The sequence below is a fragment of the Actinopolymorpha sp. B17G11 genome (assembly GCF_040196095.1).
Taxonomy (GTDB): domain Bacteria; phylum Actinomycetota; class Actinomycetes; order Propionibacteriales; family Actinopolymorphaceae; genus Thermasporomyces.
Genome location: NZ_JBEFTW010000011.1, coordinates 130,986 through 148,496, shown reverse-complemented (window position 1 = coordinate 148,496; position 17,511 = coordinate 130,986). Strand labels below are relative to the sequence as shown.

The following is a 17,511-nucleotide window of genomic DNA, read 5'->3' as shown; positions in this document are numbered from 1 at the left end:
GATCACCGCTCCGCACCCTTCTTCCGGGCATCCGCGCGGGCGGTGCCGATCGTGTCGGACATCTGTCGAAGAACCTCCTGGACCACGAGTCGGTCGTCAAAAGGTTGTACTACCCCACCGACGTCCTGGCCCTGCTCGTGTCCTTTGCCGAGGATCAGCACGGTATCGCCCGGGCGTGCGGCGCCGATCGCCCGCTCGATCGCCTGCCGCCTGTCGCCGATCTCGACGACCTCGCCACGGAGGGACGCAGGGACGCCGTAGGCCCCGCGGAGGGCGGCCGCCCGGATGGCCGCCGGATCCTCCGAGCGCGGGTTGTCGTCGGTGACAACGGCGAGGTCAGCGTGCCGGGCGGCGGCCTCGCCCATGAGCGGTCGCTTCGCGTGGTCGCGATCTCCCCCGCAGCCGAACACGCCGATCACTCTGCCCTTCGTCCAGCCGCGGACGGACGACAGGACGATCGCGATGGCGTCAGGCGTGTGGGCGTAGTCGACGATCGCCGCGAACGCCGCGCCGGGTTCGGACACGCGCTCCATCCGACCAGGAAGGCTGGCGGTCGCCAACGCGGGCAGGAACGTCTCCGGGCTCAGGCCCGCGCCCGCCAGCATCGCGGTGGCCAGGACGGCGTTGGCGACGTTGAACGTCCCAGGGAGGCCGAGCGTCACCGGCCAGGGCCCGCCGTTCGGACCGTGCAGGACGAAGTGGGACAGGCCGTCGGGTGAGCTGCTCACCTCGGCGGCCCTCCAGTCGGCGGCTGGAGCGCCGGTCGCGGAGTATGTCACGATGTCCAGTCCCCGCTCCCTCGCCAGCACGGCCAGACGTGCGCCGTAGGTGTCGTCGAGGTTGATCACACCGCGGCGGCTGCGATCCGGGCCGAACAGCGCCGCCTTCGCCGCGAAGTACGCCTCCATGTCCCCGTGCAGCTCCAGGTGGTCCTGGCTGAGGTTCGTGAAGCCGGCGACGTCGAAGACCAGACCGTCCACCCGGCCGTAGGTCAGCGCGTGGCTCGACACCTCCATCGAGACGTGACTGACACCACGCTCGCGCATGACGGCGAGAATGGCCTGCAGGTCCGGTGCCTCCGGTGTCGTACGTACGCTCGGGAGGGTCTCGTCGCCGATCCGCGTACCGACCGTGCCGAGTTGGCCGGTACGACGGCCCAGGTGTCGAAGGGCCGCGTCGAGGAGGAACGCCGTCGTGGTCTTGCCGTTGGTTCCCGTGACACCGAGAACAGTGAGATCGCGTGCGGGATAGCCGTAGACCCACGCCGAGACCGCCCCGAGCACGCCCTGTGGATCGGACACAACCAGGGTCGGCAGCCCAGCGGCCCGGCAGCGCTCCAGACCCGTGGGGTCGGTGAGGACGGCGGCCGCTCCGGCCGCGGCCGCCTGTTGTGCGTAGGCGGCACCGTGGGTGGATCCTCCCGGACGCGCGACGTAGAGGTCACCGCCAACGACAGCCCGGGAGTCCTGGGTCACACCTGTCACCACGACTCCGGCGAGCTCGTCCTCAGCGCCGTCATGACCAACAGGTGACCGCGGTTCCGGCTGAGCCGAAACGAGTGCACGAAGCTCGGCCAGCCTCCGCCGGGGCGCGTCCGCCGGTCGCGGCGTCGCCGATCGGGTGGCGGGGACGGCCACAGCCTCTCCTCCCTCCGCGACTCAGGTGCTCCTCGGATCGCTGGTTTGTCTGGTTTCTGCGACCCGCTGTCTGTCCCGAGGTCGACACCTCGCCGGTCGTGCCTGCCCCTGGCCGGACGGTCTGGGGGTGTGCCCTCGACCGCAGGACAGTACCGCGCTCACGCTCCGAGACCGGCCGCGGCCGCGCTACCAGGTGAGTGGCATGGCGGGTGTGGTCGTCCCCGTGGGCGGAACGCCGTACTTCTGGAGGGTGAAGGCCATGATGTCGCGGAAGACGGGGGCCGCGAGGCCACTTCCGCTATTGCCGCCACGCTTCGGATCCTGGACAACGACATAGACGACATAGCGCGGCTGGTCAGCCGGAGCGAACCCGGCGAATGACGCCGTGTAGCCGCGATAGCACCCGCAGGCGGCGTCGACGCGCTGCGACGTGCCGGTCTTGCCGGCGATGCGGTAGCCCGGGATCTGCGCCTTCGTGGCCAGCGCCTCCTCGCCATCGACCACCTGCTCCATCATCGCGGCGACGCTCGATGCCGTCGCCTCGCTGATCACGCGGGACCGCTTCGGTGCGGGCGCCGGGCGGCGCAGCTGGCCTTCCTCGTCCACCCGGCCCCGGACCAGGTTCGGCTCGACCCGCACCCCGCCGTTGGCGACGGTGCCGATCGCGGACGCCATCTGGACGGCGTTGACCGACATGCCCTGACCGAACGCGACTGTCGCGCGTTGCAGGTCACTCCACGACTCCGGCTTCGCCAGCGAACCTTTGGCCTCACCGGCCAGCCCGATGCCGGTGGGTTGGCCGAGCCCGAACCTGCGCAGGTAGCTCGCGTGCTCCGCCTTCGGCATGCGTTCGGCGGCGAGGATGGTCCCGAGGTTGCTCGACTTCGCCAACGCGCCTGTCATCGTCAACGGGATCGTCCCGTGTCCCCAGTAATCGTGGATCTGGTGCCCGTTGCGAAGGAGCGCACCCGGCACCGAGATCTTCGTCTCGGGCGTGACGTAACCGGCGTCGATCAGGGCGGCCGTCGTGAGGACCTTCGCCACGCTCCCCGGTTCGTACACCTCCTGCAAGGGACGGTTCACCCGGTCGTCCGCGGGACTGCTGGTCGGACGGTTCGGGTCGTACGTCGGTGCCGTCGCCATGGCCACGATCTGGCCAGTCTTGACGTCGAGCACCACCGCATCGCCGCTGCGGGCGCCCGTGGCCTTCACCTGGTCGGCGATGGCCTTCTGTGCGACCCACTGGACGTCCCGGTCGATCGTCAACGAGACGTTGGCACCGGGGACCGGGTCCTGCTGGACGCTGGGGGCGAGGGGGATCTGCTGGCCACCGGAGCCCCCCTCGTAGACCATCAGACCGTCCTTGCCCCGCAGCTTGTCGTCGAGGGCGTACTCGAGGCCGGCGAGACCGCGTCCTTCACCGCCGACGAACCCGACGAGATTGGCGGCAACGGGCCCCGAGGGATAGCTGCGGAGGGGATCCGGCTGGTTGAAGACGCCGATCAGATCGCCGGCATCGAGCGCCTTCCTGGCCCGGTTCCACCGTTCGGCGGGTACCTTGCGGGCAAGGTAGACGAACCTGCTGTCCGCCTTGCGGAGCTTGGGCAGCAACTCCTCGGCGGGAACCTTCAGGATGGGCGCGAGGGTCTCAGCGATCTGGACCGCACCGGGACGCGTCATCTTCGGGTCAGCGGTGACCGCCACCGTGTCCACTGTGGTCGCCAACGGGACGCCGTTGACGTCGGACAGGTCCCCCCTGGTGGCGCGGAGAGTGACCTCCTGCAGGCGTTCCTTCACCGCGGCATGGGCGAACGAAGCCGCTTCCACCCCCTGCAGTTGGAGCAGGCGGCCTGCGAAGACCGACATCACGAAGGCGACGATGAGAAAACCCACCCGGAGGCGCCGGCTCGCCGTGCCGAGCTTGAACGACCTACTGCTGCCCGGTCGTCCCGCCGCTCTTCGCGCCCTCACGGCGGTCCGCTCGCTCCTCCGCGTCCGGGGGGCGGCCTGGTGGCGTGCCGTCGTCTGACGCGTGGCAGCGCGATGGGTTGGCTTCGCCCGGTTGGCTGGCTGCCGTGCCGGTACGGACTTCTTCAGTGGCACTGACCGCATTGGGGACGCAGACTTCTTCTGGGCTACCACTCTCTTCTGGGCCGCTGCTTTCTTGCCGGTCGACACCTTCTGTGGCACCGCCTTGTCGCGGGGTACCCCCCTCTTCAGCGGTATCGCCTTCTTGGCGGGCGACACCCTCCGCTGCGCCACCGCGGTCTTGCGGGGCACGGCGGTCTTGCGGGGCACCGCGGTCTTGCGGGGCACGGCGGTCGACTGGCGAGAGTTGCCGCCGCGCGAACGTGGTGCCTCGCGGCGCTCTCGGTCGCGTGGGCGCGATGGACGGCCGGTCATGTGTTCCCTCCGGGCGTCGGCGGCGTTGGGCTGGCCTGCGGTGTCTGTACGGGTGTCTGACCGGGCGTGGCGGTCGGCCGGGCCGGGGAAACTGCGGTCGCTCCGGCCGGCGTCGACGATGGCTTCGGCTTGGGTCTGGGCTTCACCCGTGCCTCTGCCGGTACGGCCTCACCGAGCACCGCACCGTCGGACAGGCGCAGGAACACGGGATTGGCGTTGGGGACCATGCCCATCCGCTGCGCTCGACCGGCGAGGTTCTCCGGTGCCTTGAGGCGAGCGACCCGCTGGTCGAGATCCTCCTCGCGTTCGGCGAGCATCGACGTCTGGCGCTTGAGGTCGTGGATGGCGAACGACCCCCGCTGCAAAGACGTGTTGAGGAGCAGCAGACCGACAAGCCCGACGCCCAGAACGGCGACAACCAGGAGGACGAAGGGCGCTCGGGCAGGGGCCTCGGCCCGCGCCGGTACAACCCGTAGCTGGCGTTCCGGCTGGTCGGGTTCGCGCCATGGCCGCGCGAGGCTCTCGATGAGGCTCATGCCGTGCCCCCTCTGCACGACCACTGCGGTGCCTCACTCCGGCACACCTCGTACCTCGCCGTACCTGCGTGGGGGCTCCTCGCGCTCATGCCGTGCCCCCTCTGTCGCTCGACTTCCGCCCTGCCCGGATGCGTTCGACCGCGCGTAACCGTGCGGAGGTGGCGCGCGGATTGGCAGTGATCTCCTCGTCCGACGCCTTGTCGGCGCCGCGGGTCAGGAGCCGGAGAACGGCCTCGTGTCCGGGTGGCACAACCGGGAACCCGTCAGGTACGTCCGGCCGGGCGAGCGCGGCGAACGTCTGCTTGACCAGCCGGTCCTCGAGCGAGTGGTACGCAAGGACCACCACCCGCCCGCCCACCGCCACCGCGTCCACCGCCGCCGGCAGGGCACGCTGGAGCACCGCGAGCTCGCCGTTGACCTCGATCCGCAGCGCCTGGAAGGTGCGCTTGGCCGGGTGGCCTCCGACCTGACGTTTCGCGGCCGGGATTGCCCCCCGGATGAGGTCGACGAGTCGGGCACTGGTCGTGAAGGGTGTATCGGCTCGCTCGCGCACGATCCGCTCGGCGATCCGCCGGGCGAACCGTTCCTCGCCGTAGTCGCGCAGGATCCTGGTGAGGTCGGTTACCGAGTAGGTGTTGAGAACCTCGGCCGCGGTGATGCCCCTGGTGGGGTCCATCCGCATGTCGAGGGTGACGTCGCGGCTGTAGGCGAAGCCACGGCTCGGGTCGTCGAGCTGGAGCGAGGACACACCGAGGTCGAAGAGCACGGCGTCGACCTCGGTGAGGCCGAGTTGGTCGAGCACGTCGGGAATCTCGTCGTAGACCGCGTGGAGCAGAGTGGAGCGCTCACCGAACTCGTCCAGCCGCTCCCTCGCCGCGTCGAGAGCATGCGGGTCACGGTCGAGTCCGATGAGGCGCGCGTCAGGAAACTCCCGCAGCAGTAGCTCCGCGTGTCCACCGAGGCCGAGTGTCGTGTCGACGACAACGCCGCCACCCGGCCGGCCAAGGACCGGCGCGAGCAGCTCAACCACGCGGTCGGCCAGGACGGGCACGTGGACGGGATGGTCGGCGCATGCGTTCATCTGGTCCGCCACCTCAACGGGCAAGGCCCAGTATGGTGGCGAGTACGGCAGTCGTCGCGATGGACGCCCCGAGGGAGAACGCGATCACCGTGGCACGTGCCCGGACGGCGGCGCGGACGGAGACGTCGTCGGCAGACCGGTGAAGGTCTGGCAGTGTCGCCATGTCCGCGAGGCCTACGACGGTGTCGGCTCGCTCGCGTCGCGCGTGACCGGATGGGTTCACGTCGCCCCCTTGTGTTGCACTTTCGATGGCCGTGCGGCCAGGTCCCCGCCCGCTCGCCCGGGGAAGCCGCCGTCTGGCGCCGGGGAAGGTGCGTCAGAATGCGCAGGGAGCGGGCTGGAGACCTCGCCGCACGAGTAACCGGTGGGTCTCGTATCTGCGAATGTCGTTAGTGGTGGGTCTCAGGTGTCGCCGGCTGGTGACGCTCGTGCGCCGGCTCAGAGAATCCCCGGGAGCACCTCCTCACTCAGGTCGGAGAAGGTCTGTTCCTGCTCGGTGGAGTAGCGCGCCCATGCCTCGGCATCCCAGATCTCCACCCGGTTCATGGCGCCGATGACCACACACTCGCGGGTCAGTCCGGCGTACTCGCGAAGCATCGGCGGGATGGTGACCCGCCCCTGCTTGTCGGGCTTCTCATCCGATGCACCGGCGAACAACATCCGCAGGTAGTCGCGTGCGGCCTTGTTGGTGACTGGTGCCTGCCGCATCTGGTCGGTCAACCGGGCGAACTCCGGGGTCGGCCAGACGTAGAGGCAACGTTCCTGCCCACGAGTGACCACAAGCCCCTCCGCCAGCTCTTCCCGGAATTTTGCTGGGAGGAAAAGCCGGCCCTTCTCGTCGAGCCGAGGGGTGTGGGTGCCGAGAAACGTGGCCGCCACCTCCCCCAGATGCTCACCAGGTGCCGCTCTCCACCACTGGCCGCCACTTTACCCCACTTCCCTCCACCGTCAACCATCCTTGACGCGTGCCGCACCGGTCGCGCCACTGTTTGCGTCGTGAAGGCGCAGGTCAGAAGGGGTGGTGCGAAAGGGAGGGCGATGGAGGGCACGCCGGCCGGCGTGCCGGAACAATCAACCGGCGGTGAACAACTTGGTCCGACCGGACGTGTCCACTGGGACAGGAGAAACCTCCCGTGCCGAATGTGGCCCCCTGATGAACACAAACCGAGATCGAAGACGTACGGTTCGAACGAAGAGGTCAAGCCGGCACAGTCGCGCCAGACAGCACGAATCCGGCGCAGGTTGGGCGCGGGCCTTTGTGCAGTGCTCTGGATAGACCGGGGCCGGACGTTCACGCGGGCGGACGCGCGGTCACGGTTGGCGACAACTCGGCGAACCACCGCCCCGCAGACCGCTCGAACCTGAGAGACTCGGACCAATAGCCGTTTGTCGCGGCACTGCCGGTTAAGGGAGGCCATGGTGTCGACCGGCCCGATCATTGAGCCGACGAAGCGACCGACCGAAAGACGCTGGGCCCCCGCGGCCGACTTTCCCTATCTCGCCCAGACCGCCAGCCGGGTGAGGGAAGCCGTCGAAAGCGTGATCGAGGGCAAACCAGACGTCGTCAAGGTCGCGCTCACGGTCCTGCTCGCCGAAGGTCATCTGCTCATCGAAGACGTCCCTGGCGTCGGAAAGACGATGCTGTCGAAGGCGCTCGCGCGCTCGATCGACTGCAGCGTCCGGCGGATCCAGTTCACCCCCGACCTGTTGCCGAGCGACGTCACGGGCGTGTCGGTCTACAACCAGGAGAACCACGACTTCGAGTTCCGGCCGGGTGGCATCTTCGCCAACATCGTGGTCGGCGACGAGATCAACCGTGCCTCGCCCAAGACGCAGTCGGCCCTGCTCGAGTGCATGGAAGAGGCCCAGGTCACCGTCGACGGCACGACGTACCACCTCGAACTGCCGTTCATGGTCATCGCGACCCAGAACCCGATCGAGATGGAAGGCACCTATCCCCTGCCGGAGGCACAGCGGGACAGGTTCATGGCCCGGGTCTCGATGGGATACCCGAGCGCGCAGGCGGAGTTGGAGATGCTCGACGCCCACGGCGCCAACTCGCCGCTCGACGATCTCGAACCCGTCACCGACGCCCGCGAGATCGCCAAGCTCATCGACATCGTGCAGGGCGTCTACGTCGCTGAGGCAGTGAAGCAGTACGCCATCGCCCTCGTGACCGCCACCCGGCACTCCCCTGATCTCCGACTCGGCGCGTCGCCGCGCGCGACGCTGCACCTGATCCGGGCGGCCCGGGCCGCGGCCGCGCTCGACGACCGCGAGTACGTCCTGCCGGACGATATCCAGACTCTCGCCATCCCCGTCCTGGCCCACCGGCTGCTGCCTGCCGCCGAGGCCCAGATCGCGCGTCGTACGGCAGAACAGGTCGTCTCCGACCTCGTCCGTACCGTGCCGGTACCCGACCCCCAGCGCCGCGCCCGGTGAGCCCGATGGGCGGCCGGTTCTCCTCCCTCACCACCCGCGGCCGTGCGTTCGTCGCCGCAGGAGTCGCCGCCGCCGTCTGTGCTCTCGCCCTCGGCCAGAAGGACCTGCTCAGGGTCGCGATCTTCCTGGTCGCGCTTCCGATCGTGACCGTCCTCGTCGTCGCGCGGACCCGCTACCGGATCGCGGCCAGCCGCACGATCCAACCGGTGCGTGTTCCGGTCGGCCAAGCCAGTCACGTCCGGCTGCGGCTGGAGAACGTCGGCCGGATGCCCACCGGGCTGCTGCTGCTCGAGGACCACGTGCCATACGTCCTCGGTGCGCGGCCCCGGTTCGTCCTCGACCGGATGTCCGCCCGGTGGCGCCGCGACGTCGGCTACTCCGTGCGTTCCGACGTCCGGGGGCGCTTCACGCTCGGCCCCCTGACGCTGCGGGTGACCGATCCGTTCGGCCTGGTCGAGCTCACCCGTTCGTTCAAGGCACAGGACACGCTGCTCGTGACACCGGAGGTCCATCCGCTCGTCTCGGCGCGGATCGGCGGTGAGTGGGCGACCAACGGCGAGAGCCGCCCCCGCGCCGCGGCGGCCGACGGCGAAGAAGACGTCACCGTCCGCGAATACCGTGACGGCGACGACCTGCGTCGGGTGCACTGGCGGTCGAGCGCCCGTCGCGGTGAGCTCATGGTCCGGCGCGAGGACCAGCCGTGGCAGAGTCGCGCCACGGTCATCCTCGACACCCGCCGCATCGGTCACCGGGGCAGCGGACCGGCGTCCTCGTTCGAGTGGTCGGTCAGCGCCGCGGCGTCGATCGGCGCCCACCTGCTGCGGCGGGGGTACTCCCTGCGGCTCGCGACCGACGCCGGCGCCTCCGTCGCCACGGCCGCCCGGGAGTCCGGTCCGTCCGCAGAGGCCGAGGGGCACCTGCTCGACGCGCTGGCCGTGGTCGGCCCGTCGTCGATCGGCCAGCTCACCCACGGTTCGCTGAGCCTTCCCCACGACAATTCGTACGGCCTGCTCATCGCCGTCCTGGGCGTCATCACACCGCCCGAGGCCGAGGCCATGGTCCGTATCCGGCAGCGTTCGGCGTCCGGGTTGGCCATCGTCGTCGACGCGCCGAGCTGGGCCATGTCCAAGGAGCGCTCACCCGCGGCGGTCGCCGAGCAGCTCTCCGAAGCGTTGCGGATCCTGCGCGGCGGTGGCTGGCGGACCGTCGTCGCGCGTTCGGGTGACCCGGTGCCGCACGTCTGGACCCAGCTCGTCGTCGGCGAAGGGTACGGGCAGGGCGGGTCCTCCTCCGCTCCGGCCAGCGGCACCACCAGACCGGTGGGCTACCCGACCGTCGGCGTGCCGACGGACGGCTCCGCCCCTCCCCTCACGGGTGCGGTGCCCACGGCCGACGGGCCCACATCCCCGCGGAGCGACATGGTGGGAGGACCGGCGACGTGAACGAAGCACTGCGAAACACCATCGCGGGAGTGGCCGCCACGTTCCTCGCCTGTCTGGCCCTGCTTCCGGCCTACCAAGGTCAGGAATGGCTCGGGTCCGCGGTGCTCGTCCTGCTCTTCGTCGGGGCCACCGGCTTCGGCCTTCGCCAACTCGGCACCCCCCACCTGCTCGTCCCGCTCGGCCAGCTGGCGGCGCTCGGTTGGGCGTTCATCCTGGTCTATGCGCACGAGGATCTCCGGTTCGGCTTCCTGCCGAGCGGGGGCTCGGTCGAAGCTCTGACCGAACGCATCAACGAAGGGCTGCTCGTCGTCGTCCGGTACGCCGCGCCCGTGCCCTATGACCATGATCTCGCCATGGTGACGGCCCTGGGCATCGGCCTCGTCGCCATTTCCGTCGACACCATGTGCGCCACGTTCCGTCTGGCACCCTGGGCGGGACTTCCGCTGCTGCTGCTCTACAGCATTCCGGCCACCACCGTCTCAGGCGGCATCTCGGCGCTGGCGTTCATTCCGGCGGCGATCGGCTACGTCATTCTCCTCGTCAGTGAGAGCCGCGAACGCCTGAGTCGATGGGGCCGGGTGATCGGGATCGCCGACGACGTGGCCGGGCCGCAGGACAACGTGCAGGCGTCGCTGTTCGGCCAGACCGGCCGCCGCGTCGGCGCGATGGTCATCGGGCTCGCCGTCGTGGTACCCGCCCTGATGCCGGCACTTCCGGAAGGGATCTTCGGCCAGGGGGAAGGCGGCGGCTTCGGCACGAGCGGCCAGACCATCAAGGTCGACAACCCGATCGTCGACCTCCGGCGCGACCTGAGGCTCCCCCAGAACGTCCCCGTCCTCACCTACCGCACCACGACGGACACACCCGACTACATCAAGCTCGTCACGCTCGACGAGTTCGACGGCGAGCGGTGGCGTCCGTCCCAGCGCAGTGTCCGGAACATCGAGAACGAACCGGGCGAGTCCAGTCGGCTGCCCGACCCTCCGGGCCTCAGCCAGTCGGTCCCCCGGACCAACGTGCGTACGACGTTCCAGGTCACCGATGCGCTCGAGTCCCGCTGGCTGCCGTCCCCGTATCCCGCGACCACGCTCAAGGCTCCTGGCGAGTGGGGCTACGACCCCGACACGCTCGACATCGTGAGCCGAGGGAAGAGCTCGGCCGGTCTGATGTATGACGTGAGCACTCTCAAGCTCGGACTCAAACCAGGCGAGCTCGATGCCGCAGGTCTCGCGCCGGAGGCGGTGTTCAGCCGCTACACCGAGCTGCCGCCGCTTCCCGAACAGGTCAAGAACATTGCCCTTCGCCAGGTGGGCGATGCGAAGACCAACTACGACAAGGCGATCGCGCTGCAGAGCTGGTTCCGTACCGATTTCTCCTACGACATCAACGTCGAGTCAGGGCACGGCGAACCAGCGATGCTGGAGTTCCTCGCCGACAAGCGCGGCTACTGCGAGCAGTTCGCGGCGACGATGGCGATCATGGCCCGCTCGCTCGGCATCCCCGCGCGGGTCGGTGTGGGCTACATGGCCGGGACCCGGCAGCCGGACAACCGCTGGCTGGTGACCGCGCACGACTCGCATGCCTGGCCGGAGCTGTACTTCACCGGCTATGGGTGGGTGCGGTTCGAGCCGACACCGCAGGCTCAGACCGGGCTCGCCCCGTCGTGGACCGTCCCGGACTCGGACACCCCGTCGGCTCCGACCCCCGAGACGACAGTCGACCCGGACGACCCCAGCCAGGACACCACCAGCAGTGCCAGTCCCGCGCCGCTGCCAGGTGAGGACGACCCGCTCCGGGGCGCTCCGCAGACACCTGCCGACCCGGGCATCAGTCCGGTTCCGTTCCTGATCCTCGCGGGCGTCCTGTTGGTCGCGGCGGTGCCGTTCCTCGTCCGCACGGCGATCAGGCAGGTCAGGTTGTCGCCACGCCAGCCGCCGGGCCGACTGGTCGAGGGGGCCTGGCGGGAACTTGCCGACTCGAGTATCGACGCCGGGCTGACCTGGGACGATGCCGCGACCCCGCGGGCCACCGGCGCCCGGCTGCGGCCCAAGGTGCCCCAGGACGCTGTTGCAAGCCTGCAGGAGGTCGTCGAAGCCGTGGAGCGGAGTCGGTACGCCCCCGATCCCGGCTCGGCGGGCGACGTCACAGAACCGCTCAAGGCGGTGACGCAGGCGTTGCGGTCTACCGGCTCACGCGCTCAGCAGGCGCGGGCCGTGCTGCTGCCCCCGTCGCTGGGCCGCCAGCTACCTCGGCTGTGGCGTCCGGTGTTCGGGCTGCTCGACCGGATGGACACCGCGGGCGCACGCTCGGTCAGGCAGGTGCTCCAGCTGCCCTGGCGCCGCCGGAGGACACCCGCCGCGCACTGAGTGTGGCAGCCCTACCGTGGAAGCAGTTGCCGCCCTCAAGGGTGCCGCCCTGAAAGGGTGCCGCCCTGGAAACAGCGGCAAGACGCGGATTCTCCGCCAAGTGCCGGACCTGAGAGCCAGCTCAGAGGAGCGAGTCGGTCAGAAGCCGGACTCGCGGCGTCGTCTCCAGCGTTCCTCCATGCGTTGCATGAACGTCCCACTGGCCTTCGCCTTCGCCTTGGCCTTGGGTCGCCGGCCGCCGCGCCCGCGAATGGGGACGACCTTGGACATCTCGCCGGCCGCGGGCATGTGCCGCACACTGGTCGCGACGTAGTAGGCCGACACCAGCATGACAAGGAAGCCGAGCACGCTGACCACGATGTAGGCGGCGACACTGCGCCCGGTCGTCATCATGATCGCGCCGCCGAGCATCAGCACCATGCCGACAACAAACACCACCGCACCGAGTGCTGCGCGGCGGCGTTGTCGGGTGCGTAGATCGACCCCTCGCAGCGCCGAGGCGAGCTTAGGGTCCTCGGCAGCAAGGGCCCGCTCCATCTGCTCGAGCAACCGCTGCTCGTGGTCGGAGAGAGGCACCTGACCTCCAACGGGACACTGCCGTGTTTCGAGCTTTGCTGTGTTCGATCTTCGGGCCTAGATGCAGTCTAAGCAGGCTTGGACCAGCACGGTAGCCGACCTCTCACGTTCGACGGTTACCGGCGCACTGTTCCGCATATGTCACGCATATGGAGCCAGGCCCGGATGGTCGCTCGCGGGTCACACGGTACCTGACGATCAGCGGTTGATCACACTCGCCGAGCAAGCAGGTGGATCTGGGTCGCGATGGCACGGAACGTCGGGTGTTCCGCGGCAGTTGCCTCCAGTTCGAGCAGTGCCGCGGCGGCCGACGGCTCGTCGGCGAGGGTCGCTGGGGCCAGATCGGCGAATACCCGCACACCGTGCTCGGCAAGGACGACAAGCCCGACGTTCCCGACCGCCCGGCGGAGTTGGGTGGCGGTGAACCTGCGCGGCGTCGGCCCCTCCGGCTGCCACCCGTCGGCCGGCTCCGCCAGGACGGCGCGGGCGTCGGACAAGTGCCCGCCAATGACCTTGGCCAGGACGACGGCGTACCGGTTCGCGGCCACCAGACTGAGGGCGGCGCCCGGGCGCAGGACAGCCGCCATCGACTCGAGGGCAGCGCCCGGGTCATCGACGACCTCGAGGACGCTGTGGCACAGCACGAGGTCGGCGCCCGCCGCGCCGACAAGCTCCGGCAGGTCCGTGACATCGCCCTGCACAGCCTGGACGGAACCGGTGACCGCTGCCTCGTCGGCCCGCCGCTTCAGCGCAGCGAGCGAGTCAGGACTGGGATCGACGACGGTGACCCGGTGTCCGAGCTCGGCGAGCGGAACGGCGAGGTGACCAGTGCCACCACCAGCGTCGACGACGTCGAGCTGGGCGTGCCCTGCTACGGCGGACTGCTCGGCCAGGATCGTGCGAACCAGGCGCCAAACCACCTCGCTGCGGACGGCACGACGATGGCCCGCGCCGCTGGCCGCCTCTCCACGTTGCGCGCGGGGGTCAGAGCCATCAGCGGACCGGCCGCACTCGGGCACGGGACTGTGCCTCCTCGTTCGCATGGACAACTGCTACCAGCCTATTTGTCCAGGCGCCCAGAGGTCAGGCGGCCGTGTCGCGAGCCCGCGGCTGCGGCACGGCGGCGCGGCTCACCTCGCCCGGCTCGTCGAGGAGGTCTCCGTCCCTCGGCAGGGGCGGTTGATGCGGGAGTTCGAGCAGCCGTTCGACGTCTGCCAGAAAGCGTTCGGCATCGCGGACGAGATCGGCCGCCTCCCGGTCGGTCACCGCCTGACGCAGACCGGCCTCGGCGGCCGCCCGCTTACCCGCGCCGGCCGCGAAGAAGGCCGCCCACTCGCCCAGCTCCGGCGTGACGCGGGCGAGCATCGTCCAGGCATCGCGCTGCCCGCGCCGGCCGCTTGGCCTGGACCGTCCGGCCAGGACCGCGGCGGCGGTGCGCAGCGCTGCGATGTGCGCGGCGACGTAGCGCTCTGCAGGCGTCGCGGCCAACTCCGCCTCGGCGAGGGAGGCACGGGCACGCTCCAGCGCGACGAAGACGCCCGGTCCGAGCGGTGCCTGAAACTCAGGTGTCGCGTGCGTCCGCATGCGGGACTCCTTTCACGAAAGCCGGACGGCACCGACGCAACGCAGTCGGCACGCGCCCGGCGACAACCTCGGCTTCGAGCTCGTCGCACCAGCCGCCGGGCGAGGCACTTCCCCTGCCCTGCGCACCTCGCCCGGACCCAACTGGCGCCCGCCGCGACAGGGTCGAGCTGTCGCACCGGGCAGTTCGCCCGCCGGGGACCCGACTCCCCGACGGACGAGATCGAACGCATGTTCGAACAATGGCAAATGTAGCCCGGCGCGACAACCAGGTCAAGAACCCGTCGCCGCGGTCTGAGGACTGGGCACGCTGCCCTGTTGCGATCACGGCCCGGAGTCTCGCAGGGACCACCGACAACCGCCGACAGTCAACCGCCGACCGCCGACCGCCGGCTGGCGGCTGGCGGCTGGCGGCTGGCGGCTGGCGGCTGGCGGCTGGCGGCTGGCGGCCAACCGTCCCGAGATCCAGGTTCATGATCAAGAGGCGGAAACCTGGCGATCGCGGGCCATGTTTCCCCGTTACCTACCTCTTGATCATGAACCGCGGCCGGACGCGGTCTCCCCCGGTCCGTGGGCCGCCCACTCCAGCGGTGAACCGGCTACAACTCCGGCGTCGTCGAGCGTCCTGCCGCCGGCACGGGATCTCGCGTCGACGAGGCGCTGGCGTACGGCGTCGGGCTGCACGCTCACCCCCAGGGCCTGGCGCTGCGGGCACGACGCGCCGGTGGTGTCGGGCAGCAGGTGATCGGCCGTCGGCCCCACAGAGTCCGCGCGGGCTGTCTCCCGGGCGGGGCGGCCCGCGCGGCGCCGCACACCCCAGACATGGCGAAGCGGCTGGGCCCCACCCCCGTGGGGGCCCAACCGCTCCACCGCTCGCAACCTCGGCCGCCGAGGTGTCGTCGCGCCGCCTGACTAGGGCTGTCCTTGTCCGCCGCGCGTTGCCACGGGCCGTGGTCGTTCCATGTCCGAAATCCTCGCGACTGGAAGGTTTCGCGACTATCCGGCGACGTACTCATTCGTTCCTAGGTAGTTCCCCAGGGGAATCCCTGGGCACCCCCGACACGCCGGGCGTCCACGAACGACTACGCTCCGACGTCTGTGGCTCGGGTCGTGGTGATCGGAGGCGGGCTGGGCGGCCTGGCGGCAGCCGCGCGCCTCGCCAAGCTGGGACACGCCGTCACCCTGCTGGAGCGTTCCTCCCACCTCGGCGGGGTCGTGCGTACGGCCGAACGCGACGACCCCGCAGTCGGCCGGTTCCGCTGGGATGCTGGACCAGCCGCGGTGACACTGCCAGCCACGTTGCGTGACCTGTTCCGCAAGTCGGGCCGACCGCTGGAGCGGGTCCTCGAACTCGCGCCGCTACCCACGCCGCGCCGGCACGTCTTCTCCGACGGCACCGCCCTTGACCTTCCAGTGGGCAGCAGATCCGGCCAACGACGCGCGGTCGAGGCAGCGCTGGGCTCCACCGCGGGTGCGGCCTGGGAGGCGGTCGTCGACGACCTCGCCCCGACCTGGGAGTTGCTTCGGACCCGGGTGCTCGAAGTTCCGTTCTCCGGCGTACGAAGCCTCGGCCCCCATGGGGTGTGGGCCCTCGCTCCCGGTCGGTCGTTGCGGGCCTTTGCCCGGCGCCGACTGACCGACGTCCGTACCAGGAAGCTGCTCGAGTATCCGGTGCTCGCGACGGGTTCGGGCCCCGCGGACGCGCCAAGCTTCACGGCGGTGCGTGCGTACGTCGAACGGACGTTCGGCATCTGGACCTGCGCGGGCGGGTTCGGCGCCCTTGTCGACGCCCTGGGCCAGCGGCTCGACGAACGTGCCGTGACCGTACGCCTCGAGGCCGAGGCGGTGGCGATCCGAGGCGACGGTGCCGTCAGTGGTGTGGAGCTGCGTGGCGGGGAGCGCCTGGCGGCTGATGTCGTCGTGTCCGGCGTCGACGTACGCACCGTTGCCAAAAGCCTCCTGGCCCGGCCGCCGCGGGCCATGCGCCGCTCTGCCCGGACGCTGCGGGACCCGTTGCCTCCCCCACTCGTCCACGTCGGTCTGGCCGACGCAGCGGACGACCTCCTGCACGAGACCGTCTTCCACGGAGACGACGCCCGTGAGTCACCGACGGTGGTGGTGCGCGCACCCGACGACCCGAGCCTCGCCCCGGCGGGCCATCGCGCCGTGAGCATCATCGTGCACCGCAACGGGGGAACCGGGACCACCGCGGATCCGCTGGAGCTCCTGGCCCGGCGCGGGTGGGACATCCGCGACCGGGTCGTCGCCCGCGTCGACGGCGACGCGACGAGCTACGGACCGGCGTGGCGGGGGGCCGTCCGGGGCCTCGGCGTCGCCCGCAACCACACGGCTGTGCGCGGGCTGTTCATGGTCGGCGCCACGGCGCATCCGGGTCCTGGTGTGCCCGAGGTGTTGTTGGGAGCCGCGGCGGTCGCCACGGAGATCGGCCGCGCGTGAGGCGCCGCGCGAACGCGCCGGACCGTCAGTGGCGAACGCCGGCCTGAGCGACGTTCGAGTAGATCTCCCGGGTGGCGGTCGACCGGTTGAGCGTGTAGAAGTGCAGGCCCGGGGCGCCGCCGGCGAGCAGCTTCAGGCACAGGTCGGTGGCGACCTCCACGCCGATCGCGCGTACGGCGGCCGGGTCGTCCTCCACCGCCAGCAACCGGTCGGCGAGCCAGCCGGGGAACTCCGCGCCCGACAGTGTCGCGAACCGCTGGATCTGGCGCACGTTCGTCACGGGCATGATTCCCGGAATGATCGGGATGTCGCAGCCGTACCGGCTCGCCCGGTCCACCAGGGCGAGGTAGTCGTCGGCGTTGAAGAAGAACTGGGTGACCGCGAAGTCGGCGCCAGCCGCCGCCTTGCGGGCAAGGAACTCGGCGTCGGCGTCGAGGCTGACCGCTTCCGGGTGGCCCTCGGGAAACGCCGCGACACCCACACAGAACTCGCCCAGCTGGCAGAGCAGCTCGACCAGTTCGTCGGCGTGGTCGAGGCCCTCAGGGTGTGGTGTCCACGGCTGGCCGGCTCCGCCTTCGGGATCCCCCCGCAGAGCCAGCACGTTGCCGATGCCCGCATCGGCGTACGCGCCGATCACCGACCGCAGCTCGGCCCGGGAATGTCCGACACACGTGAGATGGGCGACGGGGGTGAGAGTCGTCTCGGCGGCGATCTGCCCGGTGATCCGCACGGTGCGGTCCCGGGTGGAGCCGCCGGCACCGTAGGTCACCGAGACGAACGTCGGCGCGAGCGTCTCCAGCTCACGCAACGCCCGCCACAGTTGTTGTTCACCCTGATCGTTCTTCGGTGGAAAGAACTCGAACGAATACGAACGGTCACCGCGAGCGAGCAGGTCGCGGATCGTGGTGGTGGCAGGTCTCGTCGAGTGCAGTCCTAGAGCCATGCGCCCAGGTTACTGGCCGGCGGGTCCGTGCCGTCTAGGCTGGCGGA

General features: G+C 70.2%; 15 protein-coding genes. 4 read left to right on the top strand and 11 right to left on the bottom strand.

Annotation, left to right across the window (positions count from 1 at the left end; genetic code table 11):
• Nucleotides 1–2 precede the first annotated feature (2 nt).
• From ABN028_RS14340 to mraZ, 6 genes are all read right to left on the bottom strand, one after another.
• Nucleotides 3–1,637: a UDP-N-acetylmuramoyl-L-alanyl-D-glutamate--2,6-diaminopimelate ligase gene (locus ABN028_RS14340; RefSeq protein WP_349696923.1), complete on the bottom strand. Its 1,635-nt coding sequence runs from the start codon at nt 1,635–1,637 to the stop codon at nt 3–5.
• A 186-nt stretch (nt 1,638–1,823) separates the two neighbouring features.
• Entirely contained in the window at nt 1,824–3,608 is a 1,785-nt protein-coding gene (locus tag ABN028_RS14335; protein ID WP_349327952.1) for a peptidoglycan D,D-transpeptidase FtsI family protein, read from the bottom strand.
• Nucleotides 3,609–4,036: 428 nt separating this feature from the next.
• Nucleotides 4,037–4,576, bottom strand: coding sequence for a cell division protein FtsL (gene ftsL / locus ABN028_RS14330; RefSeq protein ID WP_349696922.1), 540 nt, complete (start codon nt 4,574–4,576; stop codon nt 4,037–4,039).
• An 85-nt stretch (nt 4,577–4,661) separates the two neighbouring features.
• Nucleotides 4,662–5,657 (bottom strand): 16S rRNA (cytosine(1402)-N(4))-methyltransferase RsmH, encoded by a 996-nt coding sequence (gene rsmH / locus ABN028_RS14325; protein ID WP_349327950.1) that lies wholly within the window; start codon nt 5,655–5,657, stop codon nt 4,662–4,664.
• 13 nt (nt 5,658–5,670) lie between these two features.
• Nucleotides 5,671–5,880: a hypothetical protein gene (locus ABN028_RS14320; RefSeq protein ID WP_349696921.1), complete on the bottom strand. Its 210-nt coding sequence runs from the start codon at nt 5,878–5,880 to the stop codon at nt 5,671–5,673.
• 215 nt (nt 5,881–6,095) lie between these two features.
• Nucleotides 6,096–6,536, bottom strand: coding sequence for a division/cell wall cluster transcriptional repressor MraZ (gene mraZ / locus ABN028_RS14315; RefSeq protein WP_349327948.1), 441 nt, complete (start codon nt 6,534–6,536; stop codon nt 6,096–6,098).
• Between the two features lie 537 nt (nt 6,537–7,073).
• Between mraZ and ABN028_RS14310 the strand changes: the two genes are divergently transcribed.
• Genes ABN028_RS14310 through ABN028_RS14300 form a run of 3 tightly spaced genes read left to right on the top strand, consistent with a single transcriptional unit; the run spans nt 7,074 to nt 11,907 of the window.
• On the top strand, nt 7,074–8,099 hold the full coding sequence (locus ABN028_RS14310) for an AAA family ATPase (protein ID WP_349327947.1): 1,026 nt from the start codon (nt 7,074–7,076) through the stop codon (nt 8,097–8,099).
• Between the two features lie 5 nt (nt 8,100–8,104).
• Entirely contained in the window at nt 8,105–9,541 is a 1,437-nt protein-coding gene (locus ABN028_RS14305; protein ID WP_349327946.1) for a DUF58 domain-containing protein, read from the top strand.
• Nucleotides 9,538–11,907 (top strand): transglutaminaseTgpA domain-containing protein, encoded by a 2,370-nt coding sequence (locus ABN028_RS14300; protein WP_349696920.1) that lies wholly within the window; start codon nt 9,538–9,540, stop codon nt 11,905–11,907. The genes ABN028_RS14305 and ABN028_RS14300 overlap by 4 nt, the downstream gene beginning before the upstream one ends.
• Nucleotides 11,908–12,045: 138 nt before the next feature.
• Here the strand turns inward: ABN028_RS14300 and ABN028_RS14295 are convergent, their stop codons facing one another.
• The 4 genes from ABN028_RS14295 to ABN028_RS14280 form a co-directional block, all read right to left on the bottom strand.
• On the bottom strand, nt 12,046–12,483 hold the full coding sequence (locus ABN028_RS14295; protein ID WP_349327944.1) for an SCO2097 family morphological protein: 438 nt from the start codon (nt 12,481–12,483) through the stop codon (nt 12,046–12,048).
• A gap of 209 nt (nt 12,484–12,692) precedes the next feature.
• Entirely contained in the window at nt 12,693–13,502 is an 810-nt protein-coding gene (locus tag ABN028_RS14290) for a methyltransferase domain-containing protein (RefSeq protein ID WP_349696919.1), read from the bottom strand.
• A 64-nt stretch (nt 13,503–13,566) separates the two neighbouring features.
• Nucleotides 13,567–14,067: an SAV_6107 family HEPN domain-containing protein gene (locus tag ABN028_RS14285; protein WP_349327942.1), complete on the bottom strand. Its 501-nt coding sequence runs from the start codon at nt 14,065–14,067 to the stop codon at nt 13,567–13,569.
• 531 nt (nt 14,068–14,598) lie between these two features.
• On the bottom strand, nt 14,599–14,934 hold the full coding sequence (locus ABN028_RS14280) for a hypothetical protein (protein WP_349696918.1): 336 nt from the start codon (nt 14,932–14,934) through the stop codon (nt 14,599–14,601).
• 228 nt (nt 14,935–15,162) lie between these two features.
• Here ABN028_RS14280 and ABN028_RS14275 point away from each other — a divergent pair, with 228 nt between their 5' ends.
• Nucleotides 15,163–16,521 (top strand): phytoene desaturase family protein, encoded by a 1,359-nt coding sequence (locus ABN028_RS14275; protein WP_349696917.1) that lies wholly within the window; start codon nt 15,163–15,165, stop codon nt 16,519–16,521.
• A 25-nt stretch (nt 16,522–16,546) separates the two neighbouring features.
• Here ABN028_RS14275 and metF read toward each other — a convergent pair whose 3' ends face one another.
• Complete coding sequence (gene metF / locus ABN028_RS14270) at nt 16,547–17,464, bottom strand: methylenetetrahydrofolate reductase [NAD(P)H] (RefSeq protein ID WP_349327940.1); 918 nt, start codon at nt 17,462–17,464, stop codon at nt 16,547–16,549.
• Nucleotides 17,465–17,511 lie beyond the last annotated feature (47 nt).